Source organism: Levilactobacillus sp. LN180102 (genome assembly GCF_050106635.1).
Lineage (GTDB): Bacteria > Bacillota > Bacilli > Lactobacillales > Lactobacillaceae > Levilactobacillus > Levilactobacillus brevis.
This window is the reverse complement of sequence record NZ_JBNIIX010000005.1, coordinates 108,469-129,218: the sequence shown is the minus strand read 5'-3', so window position 1 is coordinate 129,218 and position 20,750 is coordinate 108,469. Positions and strand designations below refer to the sequence as shown.

The window sequence follows — 20,750 nt, the reverse complement described above, 5'->3', positions numbered from 1 at the left end:
GAGAGGTAAGCCCCTCAAAACTGAACATTGTTTCAACAAGTATGTGTAGCCTCCGTATATTCCTTAGAAAGGAGGTGATCCAGCCGCAGGTTCTCCTACGGCTACCTTGTTACGACTTCACCCTAATCATCTGTCCCACCTTAGACGGCTGACTCCCGAAGGTTATCTCACCGGCTTTGGGTGTTACAAACTCTCATGGTGTGACGGGCGGTGTGTACAAGGCCCGGGAACGTATTCACCGCGGCATGCTGATCCGCGATTACTAGCGATTCCAACTTCATGTAGGCGAGTTGCAGCCTACAATCCGAACTGAGAACGGCTTTAAGAGATTAGCTTAGCCTCACGACTTCGCGACTCGTTGTACCGTCCATTGTAGCACGTGTGTAGCCCAGGTCATAAGGGGCATGATGATTTGACGTCATCCCCACCTTCCTCCGGTTTGTCACCGGCAGTCTCACCAGAGTGCCCAACTGAATGCTGGCAACTGATAATAAGGGTTGCGCTCGTTGCGGGACTTAACCCAACATCTCACGACACGAGCTGACGACAACCATGCACCACCTGTCATTCTGTCCCCGAAGGGAACGTCTTATCTCTAAGATTGGCAGAAGATGTCAAGACCTGGTAAGGTTCTTCGCGTAGCTTCGAATTAAACCACATGCTCCACCGCTTGTGCGGGCCCCCGTCAATTCCTTTGAGTTTCAACCTTGCGGTCGTACTCCCCAGGCGGAGTGCTTAATGCGTTAGCTGCAGCACTGAAGGGCGGAAACCCTCCAACACTTAGCACTCATCGTTTACGGCATGGACTACCAGGGTATCTAATCCTGTTCGCTACCCATGCTTTCGAGCCTCAGCGTCAGTTACAGACTAGACAGCCGCCTTCGCCACTGGTGTTCTTCCATATATCTACGCATTCCACCGCTACACATGGAGTTCCACTGTCCTCTTCTGCACTCAAGTCTCCCAGTTTCCGATGCACTTCTCCGGTTAAGCCGAAGGCTTTCACATCAGACTTAAAAAACCGCCTGCGCTCGCTTTACGCCCAATAAATCCGGACAACGCTTGCCACCTACGTATTACCGCGGCTGCTGGCACGTAGTTAGCCGTGGCTTTCTGGTTAAATACCGTCAACCCTTGAACAGTTACTCTCAAAGGTGTTCTTCTTTAACAACAGAGTTTTACGAGCCGAAACCCTTCTTCACTCACGCGGCATTGCTCCATCAGACTTTCGTCCATTGTGGAAGATTCCCTACTGCTGCCTCCCGTAGGAGTTTGGGCCGTGTCTCAGTCCCAATGTGGCCGATTACCCTCTCAGGTCGGCTACGTATCATCGTCTTGGTGGGCCTTTACCTCACCAACTAACTAATACGCCGCGGGATCATCCAGAAGTGATAGCCGAAGCCACCTTTCAAACAAAATCCATGCGGATTTTGTTGTTATACGGTATTAGCACCTGTTTCCAAGTGTTATCCCCTGCTTCTGGGCAGATTCCCCACGTGTTACTCACCAGTTCGCCACTCGCTTCATTGTTGAAATCAGTGCAAGCACGTCATTCAACGGAAGCTCGTTCGACTTGCATGTATTAGGCATGCCGCCAGCGTTCGTCCTGAGCCAGGATCAAACTCTCATCTTATGATGAGAACTTAAGTAAGCTCATCGATTGTTGTTACATTTTTAAAAGCGAATTGACTTCGCAAATATTGTTTGGGTTTGATTCTAAAATCAAACCGCCCTACACATATTTGGTTTGTCGAAACAATGTTCAGTTTTCAAAGGTCTACCTTGTGTTTGCTCTCGCAAACAACTTAATCATCATATCATGTTGCTGATTTGATGTCAACAAGAAATTTGATTTAACAACGTTTCTCGCTGATTCGCTATCTCAATGCAACAGCTTGATTAATATATCATATCGTCGTCTTACTTGTCAACAACTAATTTCAATCTTTCGAATTGGTCTAGTTGGTTACTCGTCGTGACAACGTATATAACTATACCAAGTGAGCATCGACACGTCAACTAAAATATGAAAATAATTGCATCTTTTTTCAAAGACATATTATTTATCTGAAAGCCGTTGAATAGTTACCCGGAGGCCGTGTGTTCCCTGACTCTTAAATTATAACCGTTCGGTTTTACTTTTTCCAACAAAAAGCACGAACATTCGCAATGAACGTTCGTGCTTCCTAAAATCCTATTTAACCCACTACGCGAGCCAAGAAATACCGCTTCTTTCCGCGCCGAACAATGACAAACTTACCATCAAAAGCACTAGTCGGGTCAATTTCAGCATCCGTATCAGTTACCTTTTCGCCGTTAATCCGGATAGCACCATTGGTTAAATCTTCCCGTGCTTGACGCCGTGAAGATTCAATCTGGGTATCATCCACTAACCATTCCACAATATTCTTCTTGGCTGGACTAACCGTTACCGCTGGCATCTTCTTGAAGCCTTGTTCAATTTCGCTCGCCGTTAACGCCGCAACATCCCCGGAGAATAATGCCTTCGTGATATGCTGGGCCTCCACCACGGCCTCTTTCCCATGAACAAACGCCGTAACTTCTTCAGCCAACCGAATTTGTGCTTCCCGTTTTTCTGGATGGGTAGCTACAGCATCTGCCAATTGTTTAATCTCATCTTGATCTAAGAACGTAAAGTACTTCAAGAACTTGATAACATCCCGATCATCCGTATTAATCCAGAATTGGTAGAATTCGTAAGGTGATGTCTTTTCGGGATCTAACCAAATATTGCCGCCTTCCGACTTACCAAACTTCGTGCCATCAGCTTTCAACAATAATGGAATCGTTAGCCCGTAAGCCTTAGCATCCGCACCCTTTTGCTTATGGATCAAATCAATTCCGGCCGTGATATTTCCCCATTGATCGGCACCCCCAATTTGGAGTTGTACATCTTCTGCTTCATATAGATGTAGAAAATCAATGGATTGCAGAATTTGGTACGTGAATTCAGTGTAAGAAATCCCAACTTCCAATCGAGAAGCCACGACTTCTTTGTTTAACATGTTATTGACGTTAAAGAGCTTCCCATAATCACGAAGAAAATCTAATAAGGAAACTTTAGACAGCCAGTCGTAGTTGTTAACAATTTTAAAGGAACCGTCTTGACCAAAGAGATGTTCCATTTGCTTCGTCAAGCACGCTTCATTATGATGCACCTGATCCATTGTTTGTAAAACCCGTTCGGCCTTCTTACCAGAAGGGTCCCCAATTGACCCAGTCGCCCCACCAATTAAAATATGCGGCCGGTGTCCCGCTAGCTGGAATCGTTTCAAAATCATGAAAGGAATCAAGTGTCCAATATGCATAGAATCTCCCGTGGGATCAATTCCTGCATAGAGCCCCACTGACTTCTCATCGACCAATTCGGCCAACCCAGCTTCATCAGTCTGCTGATTGATCGCACCTCGCCACTTTAACTCATCAATAATTGACATACGCTCGTCCTCCTAATTATTTCTCCAATAAAAAAGTCCCCAATGGTTAAAACCATCAGGGACGAATTGAAATCCGCGTTACCACCCAAGTTGTTGTCGATTGACAACCGCTCGTCATTGTTAACGGAATGACCCGCCGACACCTCGGCCGCTCCACAGGGTAATTCATGGCCACGGACGTTTTGACTCCCAGCACCGTCAAATCTCTCAACCGGAGCCGCCACCACTACTGAACTGCTTCTTTGCTTATGCACTCGATGATACCGGGGTCCTGTGTAAAAGTCAATACACCATTATCAAAAGAGCGTCGTCATCGTCGCCCAGACAATCTGAATATTTAATACCGTCAAGATGGCCGTACAGCCCCAAGCCAACGCAGTTACCCACCACCGATTAACCCACCGAGTGCCCATAATCCGTTTTGATGATGTAAAAATCGTCAGCGGAATCATTGAAAATGGCAACGCAATGGACAGGAAAACCTGTGAATTAACCAGGAGTCGATCCAACGCCTGCTCACTACCACCATACAAGATGGTCACAATAATGACAGGGGCGACAGAAATCAACCGGGTCACTAGGCGCCGAACCCAAATGGGTAATCGCATATTGATAAACCCTTCCATGATCACCTGTCCCGTCAAGGTTCCCGTAATCGTTGAATTCTGACCGGAGGCAAGTAACGCAACTGCAAAGAGCGTCGATAATACGGGTGATGCCACTGCTCCCGCCAATCGATTGTCTTGCAACGCATCATAGAGCTGGCCAAACGTTCCCAGTGCACCAGCATCTTTACCGAAAAACATCGCCGCACCTAACAATAGAAGTAAACAATTGATAATAAAAGCGCCAAATAGCTGAATATTCGAATCCCACGCTGTAAATTTAACTGCCCGCACCATTTCAGCTGGGTCCTGCCGATCAAACTTTCGCGTTTGCGCAATCGATGAGTGCAGGTATAAATTGTGCGGCATAACTGTTGCCCCAACAATTCCCAACGCCATCGTCAACTGTCCCGGCCGCATAATCTCCGCTTGTGGTACAAAGCTCGCTACTGCTTGCCCCATACTAGGTTGGGCGATGACAACCTCATATGCGAAAACCACTAGAATCACTAAAATCAAGCACAGGACAATCGCCTCAATTTTCCGAAAACCTAATCTAGTTAATAATAGTAGTAATAAAACGTCTAAAACCGTTAATGACACCCCTAAAATCAAAGGGACACCAAACAAAAGTTTTAAAGCAATCGCTCCCCCAATAACCTCGGCAATATCCGTTGCCATAATGGCCAACTCCGTCATGACCCATAGCACCGCGCCAATCCGCTTCCCCGTATGTGCCCGAGTTGCTTGGGCCAAATCCATCTGCGTCACAATGCCCAGTTTAGCTGCCATGTATTGTAGCAGCATCGCAATTAAACTCGACATTAAGATCACGGACATAAGTAAGTAACCATACTGGGCGCCACCACCAATCGATGTGACCCAATTCCCCGGATCCATATAACCAACGGCAACGAGGGCCCCCGGCCCCGAAAAAGCTAATAAGTTACGAACGAACCCTTTCTCCTTAGGAACCCGTACTGACCCATTAATCTCCGCCAATGACGGTCCGTTTGTCAAGTCGCCTTGTACCGACTTTGCTGAAACGTTGTCTGTCATTTTTTCAATTCCCCTATCTCCTCAGTATGTCACTATTATACTGACTCATCAGCGTTTGTAAAGCTATTTTTAGTTGCGTCTAACTTTTATTTTATATTACCCAATAAAATAATAATGCTAAAATTCGATTTTTTTCTTGTATTTTCATGCTATTTGCAAGATAATATCAGCTAGTCAATTTTTTACAGAAAGTGAGAAACTCATGACCCATACCAAATTTTTTATTGAGACACTTGCTCCTTTATTTATCGCCGTGCTTGTCATTGCTGGCCTTGCCGCCATTGTTAGTGGTCAACTCACATTAATGGTCATTGGCCTAACCAGCCTGGGTGCAGGGGGTCTATTCATTAGTTTACTAGCCGGCCTCTTAGCCGATGGCTGGTACCATCGGCAATCAGTCCGCTCATTGAAAAAACGTGAAAGTCATTCTTAAAAGGATTCACCAAAAAATCTCATCACCAGGGGGGTAACCCCCAAGTGATGAGATTTTTTAGTGAATCGGCCGTTGTAAATCGGTCAGAAGAACCGATAACGCCGACGGTAATTGTTGTTCGATCGTTGCGAGTAACATTCGTCCCGTCGTCGTTAATTCCAAGTAGCGACGGCGCCGATCATCTGGCGCTAATTGCTGTTCCAAATATCCCTGTCGACACAGATCAACAACTAGATTGGACGTTCTAGTAGCCGAAAATCCTAACCGCTTAGCTACTTGGGCAACCGACAAATGATCACTAGCCACATACCCCAACAATTGGCATTGTGGCAAGTTAACGGTCAAGCTGTCTAACGGATGATTATAGCACTGAGTTATCGCCCCGTAGAGCTGCATGATTTGCTGAATCTGTTCCTGTCCAGCCATGTCCGTTCACCTCACCGATATGTATTCGGTTTCATTGTAGCACGAACCCGCCCAAGATGGCTAAGGCTGCTTCGTAGGTAGACGATAGGCCACAAAGCTTTCGTAGTCCGTCTGCACCTGTTGTGCGTAAGCACTGGCAAAGGCTGCTAGTTGTTCATCAAACTGTTTACCGCCACCAATATAGCCCCGGATCATGGCTGCCGTAGGGCTCTGACAATGGGCAATCGCTAGTGTCCAGGCACAAGTATTCGCGTAGGTCTGCAACTGACCCCAATCTAGCTGCGTTAAATCGATAGATTCTTTCATGTCACGGAACTGTCGAACATAAAAGCTGTGTTGATTCCCCGCAAAGTAACCGAGAAACGAGTCAGATGCTGACTGCAAGATCTTTTGGCAATCGACAATCCGTTGGCCTTCCGTCTGTTCTTGAGCCACCGTTAATTGCGCCAATGTCTGACTGCCTTGCTGTCGAGTTGGCAGAGCTTCTTTAATTTGTAGCACCAAATGAGAGCCATCGATGCTGGTCAATAAGACCAAATAACACCGCGAACCAAAGCTCCCCACCCCAACGCTGTGCCGGACGACATCCGTCAAATGGTATTGCGATAATAACAAATTCACATCTGGTCGTACCGTTTGCCGGTAAGCCGCAAAATAAGTTGCGATATGGGTCGTCACATCGTCGGTCACATGCGTGGTTTTTGGTGCATTTTCGCGGAAGCACAAGTTACCTCGGCTATCCAAAGTAGTAAACTTTCGGACGACCTGCTCGGAGTCACGTTTGCTGGCCCGATTGATAATGGTCATCAGCAGTTGTGAATCGGCATCCGTCAATGCGCTAGCCTGAATGAGTTTTTCAACGTCATTTAAGGGATAAAAGCGCGCTAGCGTGGTTTGCGTGAACATTTGCTTCATACTCTTTCGATAACTAGCAGCAACCGTCGGCAAAAACTGCTTAATCTTCTTTTCTTTAATTCCGTTGGCCTGAGCTGCCAGTAAAACACTAACTAGTAATCGTTTGAGATCCCACTCCCACGGATTGATGCCGGCTTCATCAAAATCATTTAAATCGAATAGCAAGCGTCGTTCTGGTGACGCGTAAAAACCAAAGTTACCGATATGGGCATCCCCACAAACAAATGTCTCAATCGTAGAATTGGGCTGCTGCCGGAGATCGGCTTCCATTAACTCCGCAGTTCCGCGAAAAAAAGCAAAAGGTGAGGCAGCCATTCGCCGCGTACGTTCTGGTAACAATTCCGGAATCAGCAACCGGCGAATCCGATCCATCAGTTGATTACTATCCCGATCAAGTGGCTGGTACTGACCCAATTGTGAGAACGGAACTCGTTCACGCGCGTCCTTACCCAAAGATCGCAGCTCCGCGATTGTCTTATTCACTTGTACCCGCCCGGTATTAAATGCTGTTGGCGTCATCTCACTACCTCCCAATCATTTTTGTCCTTATTCTACCGCACTTTCACTCGTGAGACATCGCTAAATAAGATCAGGCACGCGCCATTGACAATGAAAAAGGATACCCAGAATCACTTCGATTCCAGCGTATCCTAACTTTACGATTCCAAATGTGTTCCCCGATTATTAAAATCTAGGGCAAACAAGGACAGCTCATGATGGCGTAACGTGCGTAACAATCGATCGAAGTTCTCGCCATAATCCAGTTCCTTGATCCAATGAAACGTCTCTAGGTGATGGCGTTGAGCAAATGACACGGCAGCTTCATCCACCCCATAAATAACCAAGTAATTCGCCCGTTGGTGATCAACAATCGCCGTTTGCTCCGTCAGCAGACTGACGTGAACCACCCCGCTCAGTAACCGATTAAAAATGTCAGTGGTCACGCCGTACATATCATGTGATACTAAAATTTCCACTTTAGCGGCCGTTAGCGACAACCCGTTCGTATACTTGCTCAGATATTTTTGAATCAATCGTTGATCGGCCACCCCCACTTGCTGTGGATATAAGCTTCCCATGCTGGTAATAATGGCTGTACCAGCGGCCGTTGATTCCGGCGTTGGCCGGTACAACGCGGTAATTTCAGCCCGCATGAACGGATCGACTTTAAAGAGCAACATAAATTGGCACAAGGCAAATAACCAATTGGCAAACCAATCGTGTCCCGTCGCAAAATCTGCCAGTTCAACTACTCCGGGGGCTAATTCATAAGCCGGTGTGGTTCGCTGGCGAAGTCCGCGATATAAACGGGACATCGCATCCGGCTGTAATGCCCGCACAAAATACGGGGAAGTCGTCAACAAGTAATCTAAGGTCGCCAGCTCAGTCAAGGCTTGTTGTGGTGTGTCCCCCAATTGTTGCTGAAATTGCGTCGCTAATTGGCGTAAGTCCGTTAAATGAGCCAACGGTAAGCGTAAGGCCGGATAACGATATCCTTGAGATAAGCGCAATAATGCCAACGTAATCAACAGATCCCGGCGATATTTTAGCCCGGGTGATTCCTGATAGAGCTTGGAAGTTGTATAGGTTGTCATTAGCGCATCGTGTAACGGTCGTAGTTTATCTGGTAAGCCTGGCAATTCACTTATCGGTGTTAACGTCGTGGTATAGAGCATGAAGTACAGCAACTGAATCAACGTCTCATTGCCCGTTAGCCGTAAGGGTGTAGCGACCAATTGTAAATTATATTGCGTGAGCTGCTGTTTCATTGGCCGTAACCGCCGATTAAGGGTTGACAAGCTCACCTGGTGAGCAGCACAAAAAGCTGCGGTTGAAGCATACTCAGCCGTCAAACTCGCCACCATAACCAGATACGGTAGACTATGCTGATATAACCAATGTCGATATTCATCTAATGTGACGGTCGTCTCTAGCGCATCCTTTGTCAGGGTCGTCGTCGCATCCAATTGTTGCAAATCTGTCCGCAAGTTCAATAGACTGTGATAGGCTCGTGAATAGCTGATCTCAGCTACCGTGGCAAAATCAGTTAAGTTAAAGTGGCCCTGTTGGTCTTCAATATAGGTTAGCAGTCGTAACCGCAAAACCTCCTTAGCCGTTAGCATAGCAAAATCAATCTTCACAATGCTCTCCCCCATCGTGGTTAACCAGCAGCACCTCATTTGTACCCGCAAATACACCGTGCCACCGACCGAATGTTAATCAATACTCGTGATCGTTAAACTCTGTTCATCTAATTTTGCCAAAGTTTCTTTTAAAATAATTCGGGGATCATCGTAGCGAACCTGTGGTAACGCACTACTGATGAAGTTCCCGGTTAACTTGCCGGTGATGACTTCTGGCGCAATGTGAATCTCTTGTCCGTCACTGATCGATAGCGTTACACTTTGCCCAGCCGTCAATCGTTCTACTAATGGTAAAATTGGCATTTCTTGCATCATTTCAGCCACCCCTTCTCATTATCTGTTGTTACAATTCTACCACGGCTCCCCTTAATTTGGGCATTCAGCCACTCGAACATCCCGGTCTTTTATAGGTGGATTAATTAAAAACGCCTCCAGTCGCAAAGGTTAACTGGAGGCGTTGCTTTTATTATTTTGCCGTAACAGGTTGTGCTTTAGTAAACCGCATTCCACAGCCGTAAATGGCGGCCGTGATAGCCATGGCGATGAACGTGGCCCCCGTGGTGGTCGCAATCGCTGGTACTTGTTTTAACCCCCAGTATGCAGCAACCCCTAAGAGCCAACTAGCTACGGCAATCCAATTGATGCCGTGGGTATACCAGTACACTCCCCGCACCTTCGTTAATTCTGCGAGGCGATAGTGTTTTCCCTTTAAGAAGAAATAATCCACTAAGAAAATCGCAATTTCTGGTCCTAAGAACATCCCAATCCCGTCGAGAAAAGTCTCAAAGACATCCAAGAAGCTGGCTAAGTAAACGGGAATAAAGGTTACCAGTGTGGCAGCAATTGTCACCAACCACAAACTAACATTTAACGACAAGCGATGCGTCATATTGGTGAGTGCTGAACCGGCAGACATCAGGTTGACGGCATTGGCCGTCGTACTCGTCAACACGATGACCAGTAGGGCAATGATCCCTAAGCCTAATTTAGCGGCCACGGTGCTCGGATCAGAGTTATTCGGATCAAAATGGTTCAGGGAAACTGCCGTGCCAATTGTCGCAAATAAACCAATAAAGGCAAACCAGAAAAGCCCTAAGTTAGCGCCCAAAAAGGAGGCTGTCGTGGCTGCTGATTTTTTGGCGGTAAAGCGGCTAAAGTCAGAAGCCGCCGTTACCCACGCCAGATTGAAGGCCGCTAAGGTATCCGCCGCAACTCCTGATGACATCCGTAAGTTATGCGGTGGTTGCCAGGTCAAAATTTCATGGAATGAGACGGTCCGAAAGACCACAACGGATTCCCATAGAACAAACACGACAACCAAAACAATCCCAATTCGTTCAATCAAGCGAACCGACCGTTCTCCCAAAGAAATACTCAGTAAATGCAAAGCACTCATAATGAGAATCCCCACAATCAAGCCAAACGTCCCGCCTGGTTTACCATACAATGGCCAGCCAAACAGTTCACCAAAAATATAGCTAATCGAGGTGGCTGCAATAAAGGTGTTCACCGCAGCCCAGCCGATAAATTGGACGACATTGATCAGCGATGGGATAAAGCTTCCCCGTAACCCAAATGAGGCCCGCGTGAGTGCCATCGCCGGCACCCCCGTTTGGTAACCCATATAACTGGCGACTGCCAATAGCGCATACGAGACCAGCCCCACAATAATCAACGTTGTCGACGCCGTGAGAAATCCGCAGGCCGCGATAACGCCGCCAATGTACCACGTCCCATTGTTTGCGTTGGCCCCAATCCAAGTGGCAAATAAATCCCAGTTGGACATCCGTCGATGGGCCAACGGGATTGATTCGACATGCCCAAACGATTGTGTTTCTTTGGTTGCAGCTACCTTAACTTCTTGTGCCATCGGCCCTCACCTTTCACTTTTATGCCTAGTATCTAATTACAGAATTTCCCCGACGAACTCACCAGCTGGCAGAGTTTTAAAATCATACGTCTCAAAATCTTTGACCTGTTTGGTGTACCAGTGCAAGCTTTCCGTAATCATCAAGTTAACGGCTTCATCCTTTTCCTGTAAAGCCAGGATTGGCTTGTGACTCATCGTTGCCACTCCTAATTCGTATGCCGTACCAGAATCTAGGTTCTTAGCTTCAAAGTCCAGCACCGTCACAATCACATCGGCAGCTGCAATTTGATCCATATCGCGATGGAAGATCTCTGTGGCCCACGGCTTAGTGAACTGTTCATGTTCGGCATCCTGATGTAAGCGTGGTGAATAAAAATCAGTTACCGTTGGATTAGCGCTCAACGCCGCTTCTAATCGCTTGACGCGATCAACCTGTTCGGGACTAAAAAACGGACTTGCTACGTAAATCTGTGCCATGTAAAAATTCCTCCATGTTTCTAATTTCAACCGACGGCCATAAAAAAAGCGGTCCAAATTCCGCAAGGATTTAGACCGCTAGCTTCATTTCATCAATGAATTCTACCGGACCCTTATTAGCCTCACGGGACTAATTTAAAAGGACTATGTGGTTGTTGCAGATTATTATACGGGGTCTTAAAAAATCCGTCAATTGCGATTATCAGTTTGATCAGTAAGTTTACCGTTTGACGTCTTATCAGGCCTGGGTTCAAATTTTTTATGTCCGAGCTGTTAACGTCAAGGAAGGGTTGTCAGTTCTCCAGCTCACCTGTAGACTAAGACTATTCGGAGAGGGGCTTACTAAATTATGGACCAATCGACTGCACACCATCTACCACAACGAATCAAACGGATCTGGGGCTACAGTGCCCTCGGCAACTTATTAGTTTTACTGATCATCAGCGGCCTCCTGTGGCTGGCTTATCACTTTTGGAATTGGCCCCTGTGGCTGAGTATCGGTGGCTTAATGCTCACTTTGCTTGAACCGGGAATTGAGCTCGGACTGATTCCCTATCGCTATCGCTTCACACGGTATCAAATCTCAGATTTAGCCGTTGATATGCAAGCCGGTTTTATTTTTCAAGAACGGATTGCCATTCCGATCGCACGGGTTCAAAACGTTACACTATCGGCTGGACCGTTGTTACAGTGGCAACATCTCACTAAAGTGACAGTTGCCACCGCATCCACCAGTCACAGCATTGACGGGCTAGAACTAGCGGATGCCGAGCGCCTTCGTGAACAAATCATGCGCTTGGCCCAGGAGGCGCGCCATGACCAAGCCTAAACACACCCATCCATTAGGCGTCCTACAACAAATTGCCCAGGCACTAAAGGATTATTGGTACCTAATGGTCATCCTGCTTACCGCACGGCTTGGTCATCTTGGATTTGCCATTAGTCTGGTATTACTAATTCTGGTCTTTTGTGGCTGGCCAATTTTACGTTGGGCCACCTTAACCTATCAAATCACACCAACGGCGATTATCATTCATTCCGGCATTTTGGTGCGGCACCACGAACACATTCCTTATTCCCGAATTCAAACCGTCCAGCGTAAACAGTGGTTTTACTTACGACCATTCCAGTTAGAGGAACTATTGATTGAAACTGCTAGTCACGAAGGCCATGCGCCTGAAGCACGCCTAGCTGCTGTTCCAACGACCGCGGCCCATTTAATTGCCCGCTATCGCCAAACTAAACCTACAGCTACTACCGGATCAGCTGCGGTCATCCCCGACCAGACCACCGTCGCGACAGGCACCGTCCAAGCTTACTATCGTATTAACCCACAAGACCTCGTTAAATTTGGGCTAACCTCTATGATTTTTGTGCCCTTCCTGTTGGTCTTACTCGGCCTATATAACAAACTACCAAAATCTATGACCACAGCGCTAGTCACTGATGCCACCCACTTAGCCCGAGTTCTGTTGGTGAGCGCCATTGTCGCTTTCATTATGATTGCTTGGCTCGGTGCCTTCATTTGGACATTACAACGGTACTATCACTTCGAGCTCACGCGTCAGGCCGATCAATTAGAAACGGCGCGAGGATTCTTTCAACGCAACACCGTCAGTGCTCCACTCGACCGTATTCAAGCGGTCCGGTTTAAACAAAATCTATTGCGTCAATGGCTACACCTTCAGACCGTTCAGGTTCTGATTGCTTCTAAGGCTGCTGGTGATGAAGATGACAACGATCTCGTGATCATGCCAGTTATTCAAGCCGATCAAGCCATGGCCACCTTACATCCCTTTATCACGTGGCTTCCCACCACGTTGCCTTCCTTAACAGCTTTGACCGTCCCCCGTAGACGCTATCAAATCCGCAATGCCCTGCTAATTGCCGCAATACCGCTGGGGTTGTTGAGCTATTGGTTGCCAACTTGGGCATGGATTAGCTTGCCCATCTTACTGCTGGCAGCACTACAGGGGAACTTTGCAGCAACCAATACGGCAGGCGGCCTCATTACCTCAGATTTATTAGCAGTGCAGGCCGGCCACTGGTGGACGCGCGATTGCTACTTTATCCCGGTTGCTAAAATCCAGTCCCTGCATTTACGACAATCCATTTGGATGAAACGCACCCGCCTTGCCCACCTAACCATTAACGTTCGGCATGGTAATCATAATCAAGAGATTCAGTTACGTTATCTAAAACTGTCAGCAGTTGAACACCTATACAAGTGGTATTTACAATCGACCTTGCAATCGTAACTGTCAATCATAAACCAAAACGGGCACCGAACTAGCGTTACTACGCCGTTCGATGCCCGTTTGCCTATTCTATGAATTTAGCCACACTGGCTAATCACGTGCCAACAACCGTGCAATATTTTCTGCCGTACGCGTTAAATTCTCTGCACCAGTCGCCATTGCCGTCGTTAACGGTACCACTCCGGGTAAGATACCAAAAACTGCGTCAATCCCTAAACCATACAGTTGATCAATTCCCGTTCCAACATTGCCGGCTAGTCCAATGACTTTAGCCTGTGGACTGACAGCCTTAACAGCTTGGGCAGTTCCCATAGGCGTCTTCCCATACTGGGTTTGGAAATCAATTGCCCCTTCACCGGTGAACACATAGTCGGCCTGAACCGCCCGTTCTTTTAAGTGGGTTTCGCGAACGACAATCTCAATGCCTTTTTCCATCGACGATTGCGTAAAAGCTAGAAGTCCAGCGCCCAGACCCCCAGCGGCTCCGGCACCCGGATAATCGGCTAAATCTACGCCCAGAGTTTCTTGAATAATCGTCGCATAGTGTTGTAAATTCCGGTCCAATGTCGCAACCATTTCTGGTGTGGCACCCTTCTGTGGACCAAAAACAGCAGCTGACCCCTGTGGTCCGACCAACGGATTGGTCACATCCGAGGCAATCCGCACATGTACCTGTTTAACCAATGGATCAACTTGAGACGTATCGATCGTCGCAAGTTCGGCTAATCCACCACCGCCACGTTGAATGGGCTGTCCCTGTTGATTCAAGAAGCGAACCCCTAAAGCTTCCGCCATCCCTTGCCCGCCATCGGTTGTGGCACTACCACCAATCCCAATAATCAATTCCTTAGCACCATGCGTTATCGCATCCAACATCAATTGCCCTGTTCCATAGGTTGTTGTTATCAAAGGATTTTTCGTCTGGTCATTGATGAATTGGATACCACTGGCGGCTGCCATTTCAATCACAGCCGTTTGATGATCGCCCAACAACCCATAGGTTGCCGTCACGGGTTGACCTAACGGGTTGAGCACGACCGCTTGGCGAAAGTCACCCTGCGTGGCGTCAACTAATGATTGCACCGTTCCCTCACCACCATCGGCCATTGGCACAAGTTCATAAGTCGCATTAGGGAAGACTCGCCGCAAGCCTGTGGCAATTGCTTGAGCCGCCTCCTGTGCCGTTAAACTTCCTTTAAATGAATCTGGCGCAATAACAAATTTCATGATAGATCTCCTTTACAGTACAGCATACATGAGGACCCCGACAACGGTCATGGTTAACCCAACCATGGTTTCATACGGAACAGACTGCATCCGCTCCTTTAACGTCATGTTCATGGCATTAGCAGTTACGTGAAAATAATTTCCTTGTGGCAGGTGATCAATAACGGTTGCCCCCGTATGCACCATAACCGCTGCGGCCAAGGGCGCGGTTCCAAAGGCCAAAATAGCTTTACCAAATGACCCAGTAGCTAAAATAACCCCAGTAGAGGTTGAAGCCGTTGCCGCCGCCATTAGAATTCCGGCAATCGGTGCTAAGAAAGTTCCTGAAATTCCTGAAATCTTGATTAAATGGACAATAACACTTGGCAAGGTGGAAGTCGTGATTAAGCCCCCAATGGCACCAGCCCCAATCAGAATCAAAACTACGTCTGTCATTCGGGCCATCCCAGCCTTCGTATAGGCTAAGACCTGCTTACCTTGGTGCATGGCTAACATACCCACCAATCCAGCTAATGGCAGAATATACATCGCGTCCACTTCAAACTTCTCAAGTAAAGTAATGTGAAGAATATGACCAATTGGGTTCAGTAGCAGTAAGACAATCGCCAGCACTGGTGCCACAATTGCTGCCTTTAATGACGGTAACACGGACACATCACTGGCCGCTTGTTGTTTTTGATTAGCCGTAACATCAGCCATGGTGGCAATCGCACCATGATGCCGCAATAATGTGGCTAGTAATACGCTCGCGATCAAACCAAATACCGCCGGTACAAAGTCGGCAACCATGAGTTGACTAAGCTCTATATTGAAGCCGTGAGCTGCCGCAATCGTATTGGGATTCGGCGAAATAATATTGCCTGCCTTGCCCCCACCAGATAAAGCCACTAATAAGGCTAATTTTGAAATTCGCATCCGACTGCCTACCTCTAGTGCAATTGGCGCTACGATCAGTACGGCTACGGGAATAAACACCCCCACGGCTGTAATAATCATCGTCGCCAACGCTAACGAGAGAATCGCTAAACTCTCACCAAATCGATCGACGATTCCCCGAGCTATTGCATTAGCTGCGCCAGACTCCATCATAACACCAGCAAAAACACCGGCCGCTAGCACCCGAATCACTGTGCCCATAACACTCTGCGACCCAGCAACCACGATGTTAACGGTCTGTGTCAAGTTAGCACCACCAATTAACGCCCCAACAATCGTTCCCAATAATAGCGCATAAACCGGATTAAGTTTTTTGAGAATTAAACCAATGGCTAATGCTAACCCCAACAATGCCCCAATCCAACTTACAGATACTGCCATCGTACGACACTCCTTACTTTTTTATCAATTATCTCGCTAGACGTAAACCAGTCGCTTTTCTAGCTCACAATTTAGTCACTTACCGAACTAATTATTTGTTACTAATTGAGCAATGTAACTATGTCTTTAACTTTAATCGACTTTTCAAATCGGTACAATCGGCAATCTGCCCAAAAATTAGCGCTATTTTTTGGAAAATTCTCCCTGTATTTTTTCGGTCAAACGCTTATGATAATAATTGATCAAAGATTTTCTCTTTTTACGCTACCATTTTGAACAAAGGACCGGTGCCCGATGAAACTAGACCCTAAACTCGCGCAAGATATTGTGAATAAAATGATGACGCAGATCCCCTATAACGTCAATATGATGGACGACCAAGGCTATATCATTGCTAGTGGTGACCCCCAGCGGTTAAATACCTTGCATGTCGGCGCCGTGGCGGCCATCAATCAACAAACAACATTACCGATGCACGATTCTTACGGCGATCACGGCCAACCTGGTGTAAATATGCCAATTGTTTTTAACGACCAAATTATTGGCGTTATTGGTATCACTGGTGACCCTGAAAAAGTCACGCCGTTAGCCTCTCTGCTACGAGTAGCCACCGAGCTATTGCTCGATCAAAATCAGCACAACCTTCAGGAAAAGCAATACGAAACAACGTTGAATCGATTCCTATATCACTGGTCACAGGTCACCCAGCAGATTGACACGAATACAAACTTGTTACTGGAAGCGCAACAGTTGGGAATTGATATCCTCAAACCCCGTGCAGCCATTGTCTTACCCAAACAGACTTTACCCATTGGACTATTGGATGCGACCGATTTTCAGTTCGACCTTGATACGACTACTTTAATTGTCTTAACAGCCTTACCGGCAACCATTGCACGATTCACGACCTATTGTCAAACGGGACAGCACCGATTGGGCATTGGTTTATTTGATCGTAACGTTGGTAACTCTGTGCGACAGGCCCGACAGACCTTACGCATCAGCCAAATCTTTCAGCGTCCTGATTTTATTCACTACTCGCAAATCGCCTTCATTCAAGCATTACTAGATGGTCATCTGCACGTTACCGACCTACAACAACGCTTTCAGAAGTTAGCTAGTACCGCAAATGGCCGCGAATTAATTAAGACTTTAGGCATGTTTGTCCGACTCAACACCAATGTCTTGCAAACGGCCGCGGCCTTACATATCCATCGTAATACCTTGAGCTATCGCCTTGACCGATTGCAGCAGATCTTTCAGTTGGACCCCCACCAAACACTCGACCTTTTCACCCTATATGTTGGTTACCTATACTTCAAAGCTGATAAATAAGACCACAAAAAAGCTGCTGGATATTTTTCATCCAACAGCTTTTTAATACAGATGAATCATCCCCCAACGATTCATCCAACTACCCCAAGTGTTTCTTCTACCCGATAACCATCAAACTGACTCTTTAGCCATCATGCCGTGCGCGCCACTGATGCAACCGTTCCCCGATACGCGGACGCCACAACCAGGCATATCCAAAGATAACCGTGATTAAAAAGGTCACAACATCTGCCATCCAATTCGTGTCGCCCCACGAAAATATTCCGGTCACATAAATCACAAAGACAAGATACACCGGTCGTTTCAACCGGGGCACCATGAGATATTCTCCATTGTGTTCCAATGACAAGTGTTGATAAAGTACTGCTCCCCATACAAATAAAATAATCGCCGCAATCAGCCAAACACCGATTACTAACCAAGTTAATTGACTACCTGATAAGGAAAATGGTCGGTTAGTTAAGATTGGTTGGCTAATCGCTCCTACACTCATAAGTGACAAGGTAAAGCCGGTAACCGTCACGATCAACGCCCCGGTTTGCCCAATAATTAACGCCGCAAACCAACAAATCGCAAACAACCCCGTTGCCACAGCCAGTCCACTAATCCATGAGGTTAGTAATCCCGGCCAAGCTAGTGTAAAGCTAACACCGTGAGGCTTCATTAACCAATACAAGCTGTACTGCACGGCAATCGTAACGATTGAAATTCCTAATAGGACGACTAAAGATTGGCGGAGCTTTGTCCAATAAACCCGCTGACGTGAAAAACCACTGGTAAATAGGAACTGGTTAAAGTTATCCTTCAAGTCCTGATTCATTAGTAGCAATCCCGCTAACCAATAAACGAAGATTAGCCAGTAGGAATAAGCTGTAAAGTAGTCACCCTTATAGGTTGCCCAATGATGAATACTTGCGCCTACTAATTGATGGGCGCCGGCAGTTTGTCGTGAACTTAGAGCAATGATCACCATCACGACATTAGCAAAAAGTGCCAATGCGCCTAATGCCAAGAATAATCGTCGATGACGGCGCCAAATCAATCGATCCAATTGATTATGCATCTGCTAACCCTCCTATTTCATTAACTGATAACCCGTGTCGTGGGCTAAATTAGCCCGGAACAGGTCTTCCAATGTCAACGGTAATTCCTCTAACAAGACCGGATTCAATGCCCGTAATTGCTGATCTATCTCTGGTGTGTAATGGGTAATGACCACCACTAATACCCGACCAGACACACGAATAAGTTGACTATGTTCTTTGAGCACCGCCGGAATCGTTTTGTCATTGAAAACCAATTGTAATTTTTTAGCCGTCTCGCGAATCTCTTCCAAATGGTAATCTTGAACTAATCGACTGTCCTTTAACAAAAGTACGCGATCACTTAAGCCATCTAGTTCATTTAGATCATGCGATGAAATCAAAAAGCCCTTTTGTTGGTCAGCGACCTCATCGATCACCATCGTGGCAATATTTTCTCTGACAATTACATCTAGGCCATCAAAGGGTTCATCCAAAATAATGTACGTCGCATTTGAGGTTAATGCCAAGATGAGGTTAACCAACGCACGCATACCTTTAGACAACCGTCGGTATTGGCTGTTCCGATCCAATTCGAATTGAACCAGTAAGTCTTGATAACGTTGTTGATCGAACTGGGCATAAACCAGCCGGAAAAATTCGGGAATTTCCCACAATCGATAATTACTTAAAAAATTATATTGCCCATCTAAGAAGAACAACTGCCGCTGCTGTAGTGGGTGTCGAGTCGTACTCTGTCCATCAATCAGTACCTGCCCTTGCTCCGCAACGTATTGATTGGTTAGTGTTCGAAATAAGGTAGTCTTACCCACACCATTACGCCCAACCAGACCGATAATCTCACCCGGCGCCCAATCAAAACTGATATCTTCAATAATCTGTTGGTGGTTGATGGCCTTACTGAGTGCCTTTACTTGTAGCGTCATTGTTCTACCCCCTGATAAGCCTCTTTAATCCATTTAACAACTTCGTCCAACGGAACGCCTAAATAACGAAGCTCCGTTAGTAGTGTGAATAGCTGCTTTTTGGTAGCCACAACTTGTGCCGAATCTCCAGCGACCACGGCCGTTTCTCGGACGTAGGTTCCTTTACCGTGAACCGTTGTGATCACCTGTTGTGCTTCTAACTGCTTATATGCTTTGCTCACAGTATTGGGATTCAATTGTTCTTGTCGCGCCATATCGCGCACCGAGGGTAGCCGATCACCCGGTTGTAAAATCCCCTGAACAATTTGCTGTTTGACGTGCAAAATCAATTGCTCGTAATATGGTAATCCAGACTGATCATTGACTTGCATGTGTGTTCACCCCTTGGTGTTTGGCTACGTGTTCTATCTGTACTATTATACCTAGTACACTCGATTTGACAACCCCCTTTCGGATTTTTTTGGTCCAGTCCAATCAATTTTAAATAAAAAAAGACTGAGCCTAGGCCCAGTCCATTGTTAGTTTAACGATCATCGTCAGTTGATGCTACCGACTGTGTTTCACTTTGCTGCCAAACCAATTGGTTATAAAACTTCGCTCGTGCTAAATCATAGTACGGCAGAACAAACAGTCCCGCTAGGCCAAATGTTACAACCACCAGCAGGTCCCAAAGCAGAAAGCTCAAGTCCATAATAAACAAGAAACTCTTGTAGCCGTTCATCATTTCCCGCGATTGGGTAATTGCTTGTAATGCCGTCATTGATTCACCACGGTCATAAGCATCGCGGTAAATGTAAAAGGCCTGTGAGTAAGAATATGCCTTAATGATTCCGGGCACTACTAGTAAAAGGGACCAGAGGAACGTCAGAATCGCAACCAAAATACTAATAAATAGCCAGCCTAAGAAATATTGGCCCTTGTCAAACAGCATAAAGCTCCGCTGAATGGGATTGTCCATTTGCGTGCTTCCCCGGTCAATATCAATCATAGTTAGCTGCGATCCAGCCCGCAGCATAGCCGCCACGATCATAAATAATCCCGCAAATGAGAAGAGGCCGCTCAACGAAAAACCAGCGCTCCCCGCATTGATCTGCGAAATAATATTCATATTACGGGTATACATGGTATTGCCAATCCACCATAGTGCCATCCATAGAATAGATAATAAGACATAAAATTTATAGTTATCTAAAATCTGCCGTTTGGCACCGGCCTTTAGATCAGTTCGATCTTGTGATGTCATCTTTATTCCCCCTC

The 20,750-nt window shown here is 46.6% G+C and carries 18 protein-coding genes and 2 other annotated features (1 of these 20 running past the window's edge); of the genes, 4 read left to right on the top strand and 14 right to left on the bottom strand.

Going from position 1 to position 20,750, the window contains the following annotated elements; translation table 11 throughout:
* Nucleotides 1-1,633 (bottom strand) — a sequence feature (most likely nonfunctional fraction of RNA operon); it reaches 1,368 nt to the left of the window's first position.
* Nucleotides 1,634-2,198: 565 nt separating this feature from the next.
* Together tyrS and ACP4IT_RS05025 are read right to left on the bottom strand one after the other, a co-directional pair.
* The gene (gene tyrS, locus ACP4IT_RS05030) at nucleotides 2,199-3,458 is read right to left on the bottom strand and encodes a tyrosine--tRNA ligase (protein ID WP_011667397.1); all 1,260 of its coding nucleotides are present in this window, start codon (nucleotides 3,456-3,458) and stop codon (nucleotides 2,199-2,201) included.
* 54 nt (nucleotides 3,459-3,512) lie between these two features.
* Nucleotides 3,513-3,710 (bottom strand) — a binding site (T-box leader).
* A gap of 44 nt (nucleotides 3,711-3,754) precedes the next feature.
* Nucleotides 3,755-5,122 carry an Nramp family divalent metal transporter gene (locus tag ACP4IT_RS05025; RefSeq protein ID WP_172757659.1) on the bottom strand — a complete coding sequence of 456 codons (1,368 nt, stop codon included), beginning with the start codon at nucleotides 5,120-5,122 and terminating at the stop codon, nucleotides 3,755-3,757.
* 202 nt (nucleotides 5,123-5,324) lie between these two features.
* On the opposite strand from ACP4IT_RS05025, the gene ACP4IT_RS05020 reads away from it, so the two are divergent.
* On the top strand, nucleotides 5,325-5,555 hold the full coding sequence (locus ACP4IT_RS05020; RefSeq protein WP_041815145.1) for a hypothetical protein: 231 nt from the start codon (nucleotides 5,325-5,327) through the stop codon (nucleotides 5,553-5,555).
* 57 nt (nucleotides 5,556-5,612) lie between these two features.
* Here the strand turns inward: ACP4IT_RS05020 and ACP4IT_RS05015 are convergent, their stop codons facing one another.
* The 6 genes from ACP4IT_RS05015 to ACP4IT_RS04990 all read right to left on the bottom strand — a co-directional run bounded on the left by ACP4IT_RS05015 (nucleotide 5,613) and on the right by ACP4IT_RS04990 (nucleotide 11,387).
* Nucleotides 5,613-5,981 carry a MarR family winged helix-turn-helix transcriptional regulator gene (locus ACP4IT_RS05015; RefSeq protein WP_011667394.1) on the bottom strand — a complete coding sequence of 123 codons (369 nt, stop codon included), beginning with the start codon at nucleotides 5,979-5,981 and terminating at the stop codon, nucleotides 5,613-5,615.
* A 60-nt stretch (nucleotides 5,982-6,041) separates the two neighbouring features.
* Nucleotides 6,042-7,415, bottom strand: coding sequence for a DUF2252 domain-containing protein (locus tag ACP4IT_RS05010; RefSeq protein ID WP_011667393.1), 1,374 nt, complete (start codon nucleotides 7,413-7,415; stop codon nucleotides 6,042-6,044).
* Between the two features lie 137 nt (nucleotides 7,416-7,552).
* Nucleotides 7,553-9,037 carry a helix-turn-helix domain-containing protein gene (locus ACP4IT_RS05005; protein WP_011667392.1) on the bottom strand — a complete coding sequence of 495 codons (1,485 nt, stop codon included), beginning with the start codon at nucleotides 9,035-9,037 and terminating at the stop codon, nucleotides 7,553-7,555.
* 75 nt (nucleotides 9,038-9,112) lie between these two features.
* Entirely contained in the window at nucleotides 9,113-9,355 is a 243-nt protein-coding gene (locus ACP4IT_RS05000; protein ID WP_011667207.1) for a hypothetical protein, read from the bottom strand.
* A 151-nt stretch (nucleotides 9,356-9,506) separates the two neighbouring features.
* Nucleotides 9,507-10,910 (bottom strand): cytosine permease, encoded by a 1,404-nt coding sequence (locus tag ACP4IT_RS04995; RefSeq protein WP_011667206.1) that lies wholly within the window; start codon nucleotides 10,908-10,910, stop codon nucleotides 9,507-9,509.
* A gap of 36 nt (nucleotides 10,911-10,946) precedes the next feature.
* Nucleotides 10,947-11,387, bottom strand: coding sequence for a nucleoside 2-deoxyribosyltransferase (locus ACP4IT_RS04990; protein ID WP_011667205.1), 441 nt, complete (start codon nucleotides 11,385-11,387; stop codon nucleotides 10,947-10,949).
* Nucleotides 11,388-11,736: 349 nt separating this feature from the next.
* On the opposite strand from ACP4IT_RS04990, the gene ACP4IT_RS04985 reads away from it, so the two are divergent.
* On the top strand, nucleotides 11,737-12,216 hold the full coding sequence (locus tag ACP4IT_RS04985) for a PH domain-containing protein (RefSeq protein ID WP_172757661.1): 480 nt from the start codon (nucleotides 11,737-11,739) through the stop codon (nucleotides 12,214-12,216).
* Nucleotides 12,203-13,645, top strand: a complete 1,443-nt coding sequence (locus ACP4IT_RS04980; RefSeq protein ID WP_082265149.1) for a PH domain-containing protein — start codon at nucleotides 12,203-12,205, stop codon at nucleotides 13,643-13,645. The genes ACP4IT_RS04985 and ACP4IT_RS04980 overlap by 14 nt, the downstream gene beginning before the upstream one ends.
* A 90-nt stretch (nucleotides 13,646-13,735) precedes the next feature.
* Here the strand turns inward: ACP4IT_RS04980 and ACP4IT_RS04975 are convergent, their stop codons facing one another.
* A complete protein-coding gene (locus ACP4IT_RS04975; protein WP_011667202.1) occupies nucleotides 13,736-14,872 on the bottom strand; it encodes a glycerate kinase family protein in 1,137 nt (378 codons plus the stop codon).
* Between the two features lie 12 nt (nucleotides 14,873-14,884).
* Nucleotides 14,885-16,189 (bottom strand): GntP family permease, encoded by a 1,305-nt coding sequence (locus tag ACP4IT_RS04970; protein ID WP_015473273.1) that lies wholly within the window; start codon nucleotides 16,187-16,189, stop codon nucleotides 14,885-14,887.
* Nucleotides 16,190-16,483: 294 nt separating this feature from the next.
* On the opposite strand from ACP4IT_RS04970, the gene ACP4IT_RS04965 reads away from it, so the two are divergent.
* Nucleotides 16,484-17,524 (top strand): CdaR family transcriptional regulator, encoded by a 1,041-nt coding sequence (locus tag ACP4IT_RS04965; RefSeq protein ID WP_011667200.1) that lies wholly within the window; start codon nucleotides 16,484-16,486, stop codon nucleotides 17,522-17,524.
* A gap of 124 nt (nucleotides 17,525-17,648) precedes the next feature.
* On the opposite strand, the gene ACP4IT_RS04960 is transcribed toward ACP4IT_RS04965, so the two are convergent.
* The 4 genes from ACP4IT_RS04960 to ACP4IT_RS04945 form a co-directional block, all read right to left on the bottom strand.
* Nucleotides 17,649-18,587, bottom strand: coding sequence for an ABC transporter permease (locus ACP4IT_RS04960; protein ID WP_011667199.1), 939 nt, complete (start codon nucleotides 18,585-18,587; stop codon nucleotides 17,649-17,651).
* Between the two features lie 12 nt (nucleotides 18,588-18,599).
* A complete protein-coding gene (locus tag ACP4IT_RS04955) occupies nucleotides 18,600-19,493 on the bottom strand; it encodes an ABC transporter ATP-binding protein (protein WP_011667198.1) in 894 nt (297 codons plus the stop codon).
* Nucleotides 19,490-19,864, bottom strand: coding sequence for a GntR family transcriptional regulator (locus ACP4IT_RS04950; RefSeq protein WP_011667197.1), 375 nt, complete (start codon nucleotides 19,862-19,864; stop codon nucleotides 19,490-19,492). The genes ACP4IT_RS04955 and ACP4IT_RS04950 overlap by 4 nt, the downstream gene beginning before the upstream one ends.
* A 152-nt stretch (nucleotides 19,865-20,016) precedes the next feature.
* Nucleotides 20,017-20,736 (bottom strand): DUF975 family protein, encoded by a 720-nt coding sequence (locus ACP4IT_RS04945; RefSeq protein ID WP_011667196.1) that lies wholly within the window; start codon nucleotides 20,734-20,736, stop codon nucleotides 20,017-20,019.
* Between the last annotated feature and the right edge of the window lie 14 nt (nucleotides 20,737-20,750).

Excerpts from the sequence above, each read along its gene's own strand:
- tyrS (WP_011667397.1), bottom strand. The coding sequence starts at position 3,458 with ATGTCAATTATTGATGAGTTAAAGTGGCGAGGTGCGATCAATCAGCAG.
- ACP4IT_RS05025 (WP_172757659.1), bottom strand. The coding sequence starts at position 5,122 with ATGACAGACAACGTTTCAGCAAAGTCGGTACAAGGCGACTTGACAAAC.
- ACP4IT_RS05020 (WP_041815145.1), top strand. The coding sequence starts at position 5,325 with ATGACCCATACCAAATTTTTTATTGAGACACTTGCTCCTTTATTTATC.
- ACP4IT_RS05015 (WP_011667394.1), bottom strand. The coding sequence starts at position 5,981 with ATGGCTGGACAGGAACAGATTCAGCAAATCATGCAGCTCTACGGGGCG.
- ACP4IT_RS05010 (WP_011667393.1), bottom strand. The coding sequence starts at position 7,415 with ATGACGCCAACAGCATTTAATACCGGGCGGGTACAAGTGAATAAGACA.
- ACP4IT_RS05000 (WP_011667207.1), bottom strand. The coding sequence starts at position 9,355 with ATGATGCAAGAAATGCCAATTTTACCATTAGTAGAACGATTGACGGCT.
- ACP4IT_RS04995 (WP_011667206.1), bottom strand. The coding sequence starts at position 10,910 with ATGGCACAAGAAGTTAAGGTAGCTGCAACCAAAGAAACACAATCGTTT.
- ACP4IT_RS04990 (WP_011667205.1), bottom strand. The coding sequence starts at position 11,387 with ATGGCACAGATTTACGTAGCAAGTCCGTTTTTTAGTCCCGAACAGGTT.
- ACP4IT_RS04985 (WP_172757661.1), top strand. The coding sequence starts at position 11,737 with ATGGACCAATCGACTGCACACCATCTACCACAACGAATCAAACGGATC.
- ACP4IT_RS04980 (WP_082265149.1), top strand. The coding sequence starts at position 12,203 with ATGACCAAGCCTAAACACACCCATCCATTAGGCGTCCTACAACAAATT.
- ACP4IT_RS04975 (WP_011667202.1), bottom strand. The coding sequence starts at position 14,872 with ATGAAATTTGTTATTGCGCCAGATTCATTTAAAGGAAGTTTAACGGCA.
- ACP4IT_RS04970 (WP_015473273.1), bottom strand. The coding sequence starts at position 16,189 with ATGGCAGTATCTGTAAGTTGGATTGGGGCATTGTTGGGGTTAGCATTA.
- ACP4IT_RS04965 (WP_011667200.1), top strand. The coding sequence starts at position 16,484 with ATGAAACTAGACCCTAAACTCGCGCAAGATATTGTGAATAAAATGATG.
- ACP4IT_RS04960 (WP_011667199.1), bottom strand. The coding sequence starts at position 18,587 with ATGCATAATCAATTGGATCGATTGATTTGGCGCCGTCATCGACGATTA.
- ACP4IT_RS04955 (WP_011667198.1), bottom strand. The coding sequence starts at position 19,493 with ATGACGCTACAAGTAAAGGCACTCAGTAAGGCCATCAACCACCAACAG.
- ACP4IT_RS04950 (WP_011667197.1), bottom strand. The coding sequence starts at position 19,864 with ATGCAAGTCAATGATCAGTCTGGATTACCATATTACGAGCAATTGATT.
- ACP4IT_RS04945 (WP_011667196.1), bottom strand. The coding sequence starts at position 20,736 with ATGACATCACAAGATCGAACTGATCTAAAGGCCGGTGCCAAACGGCAG.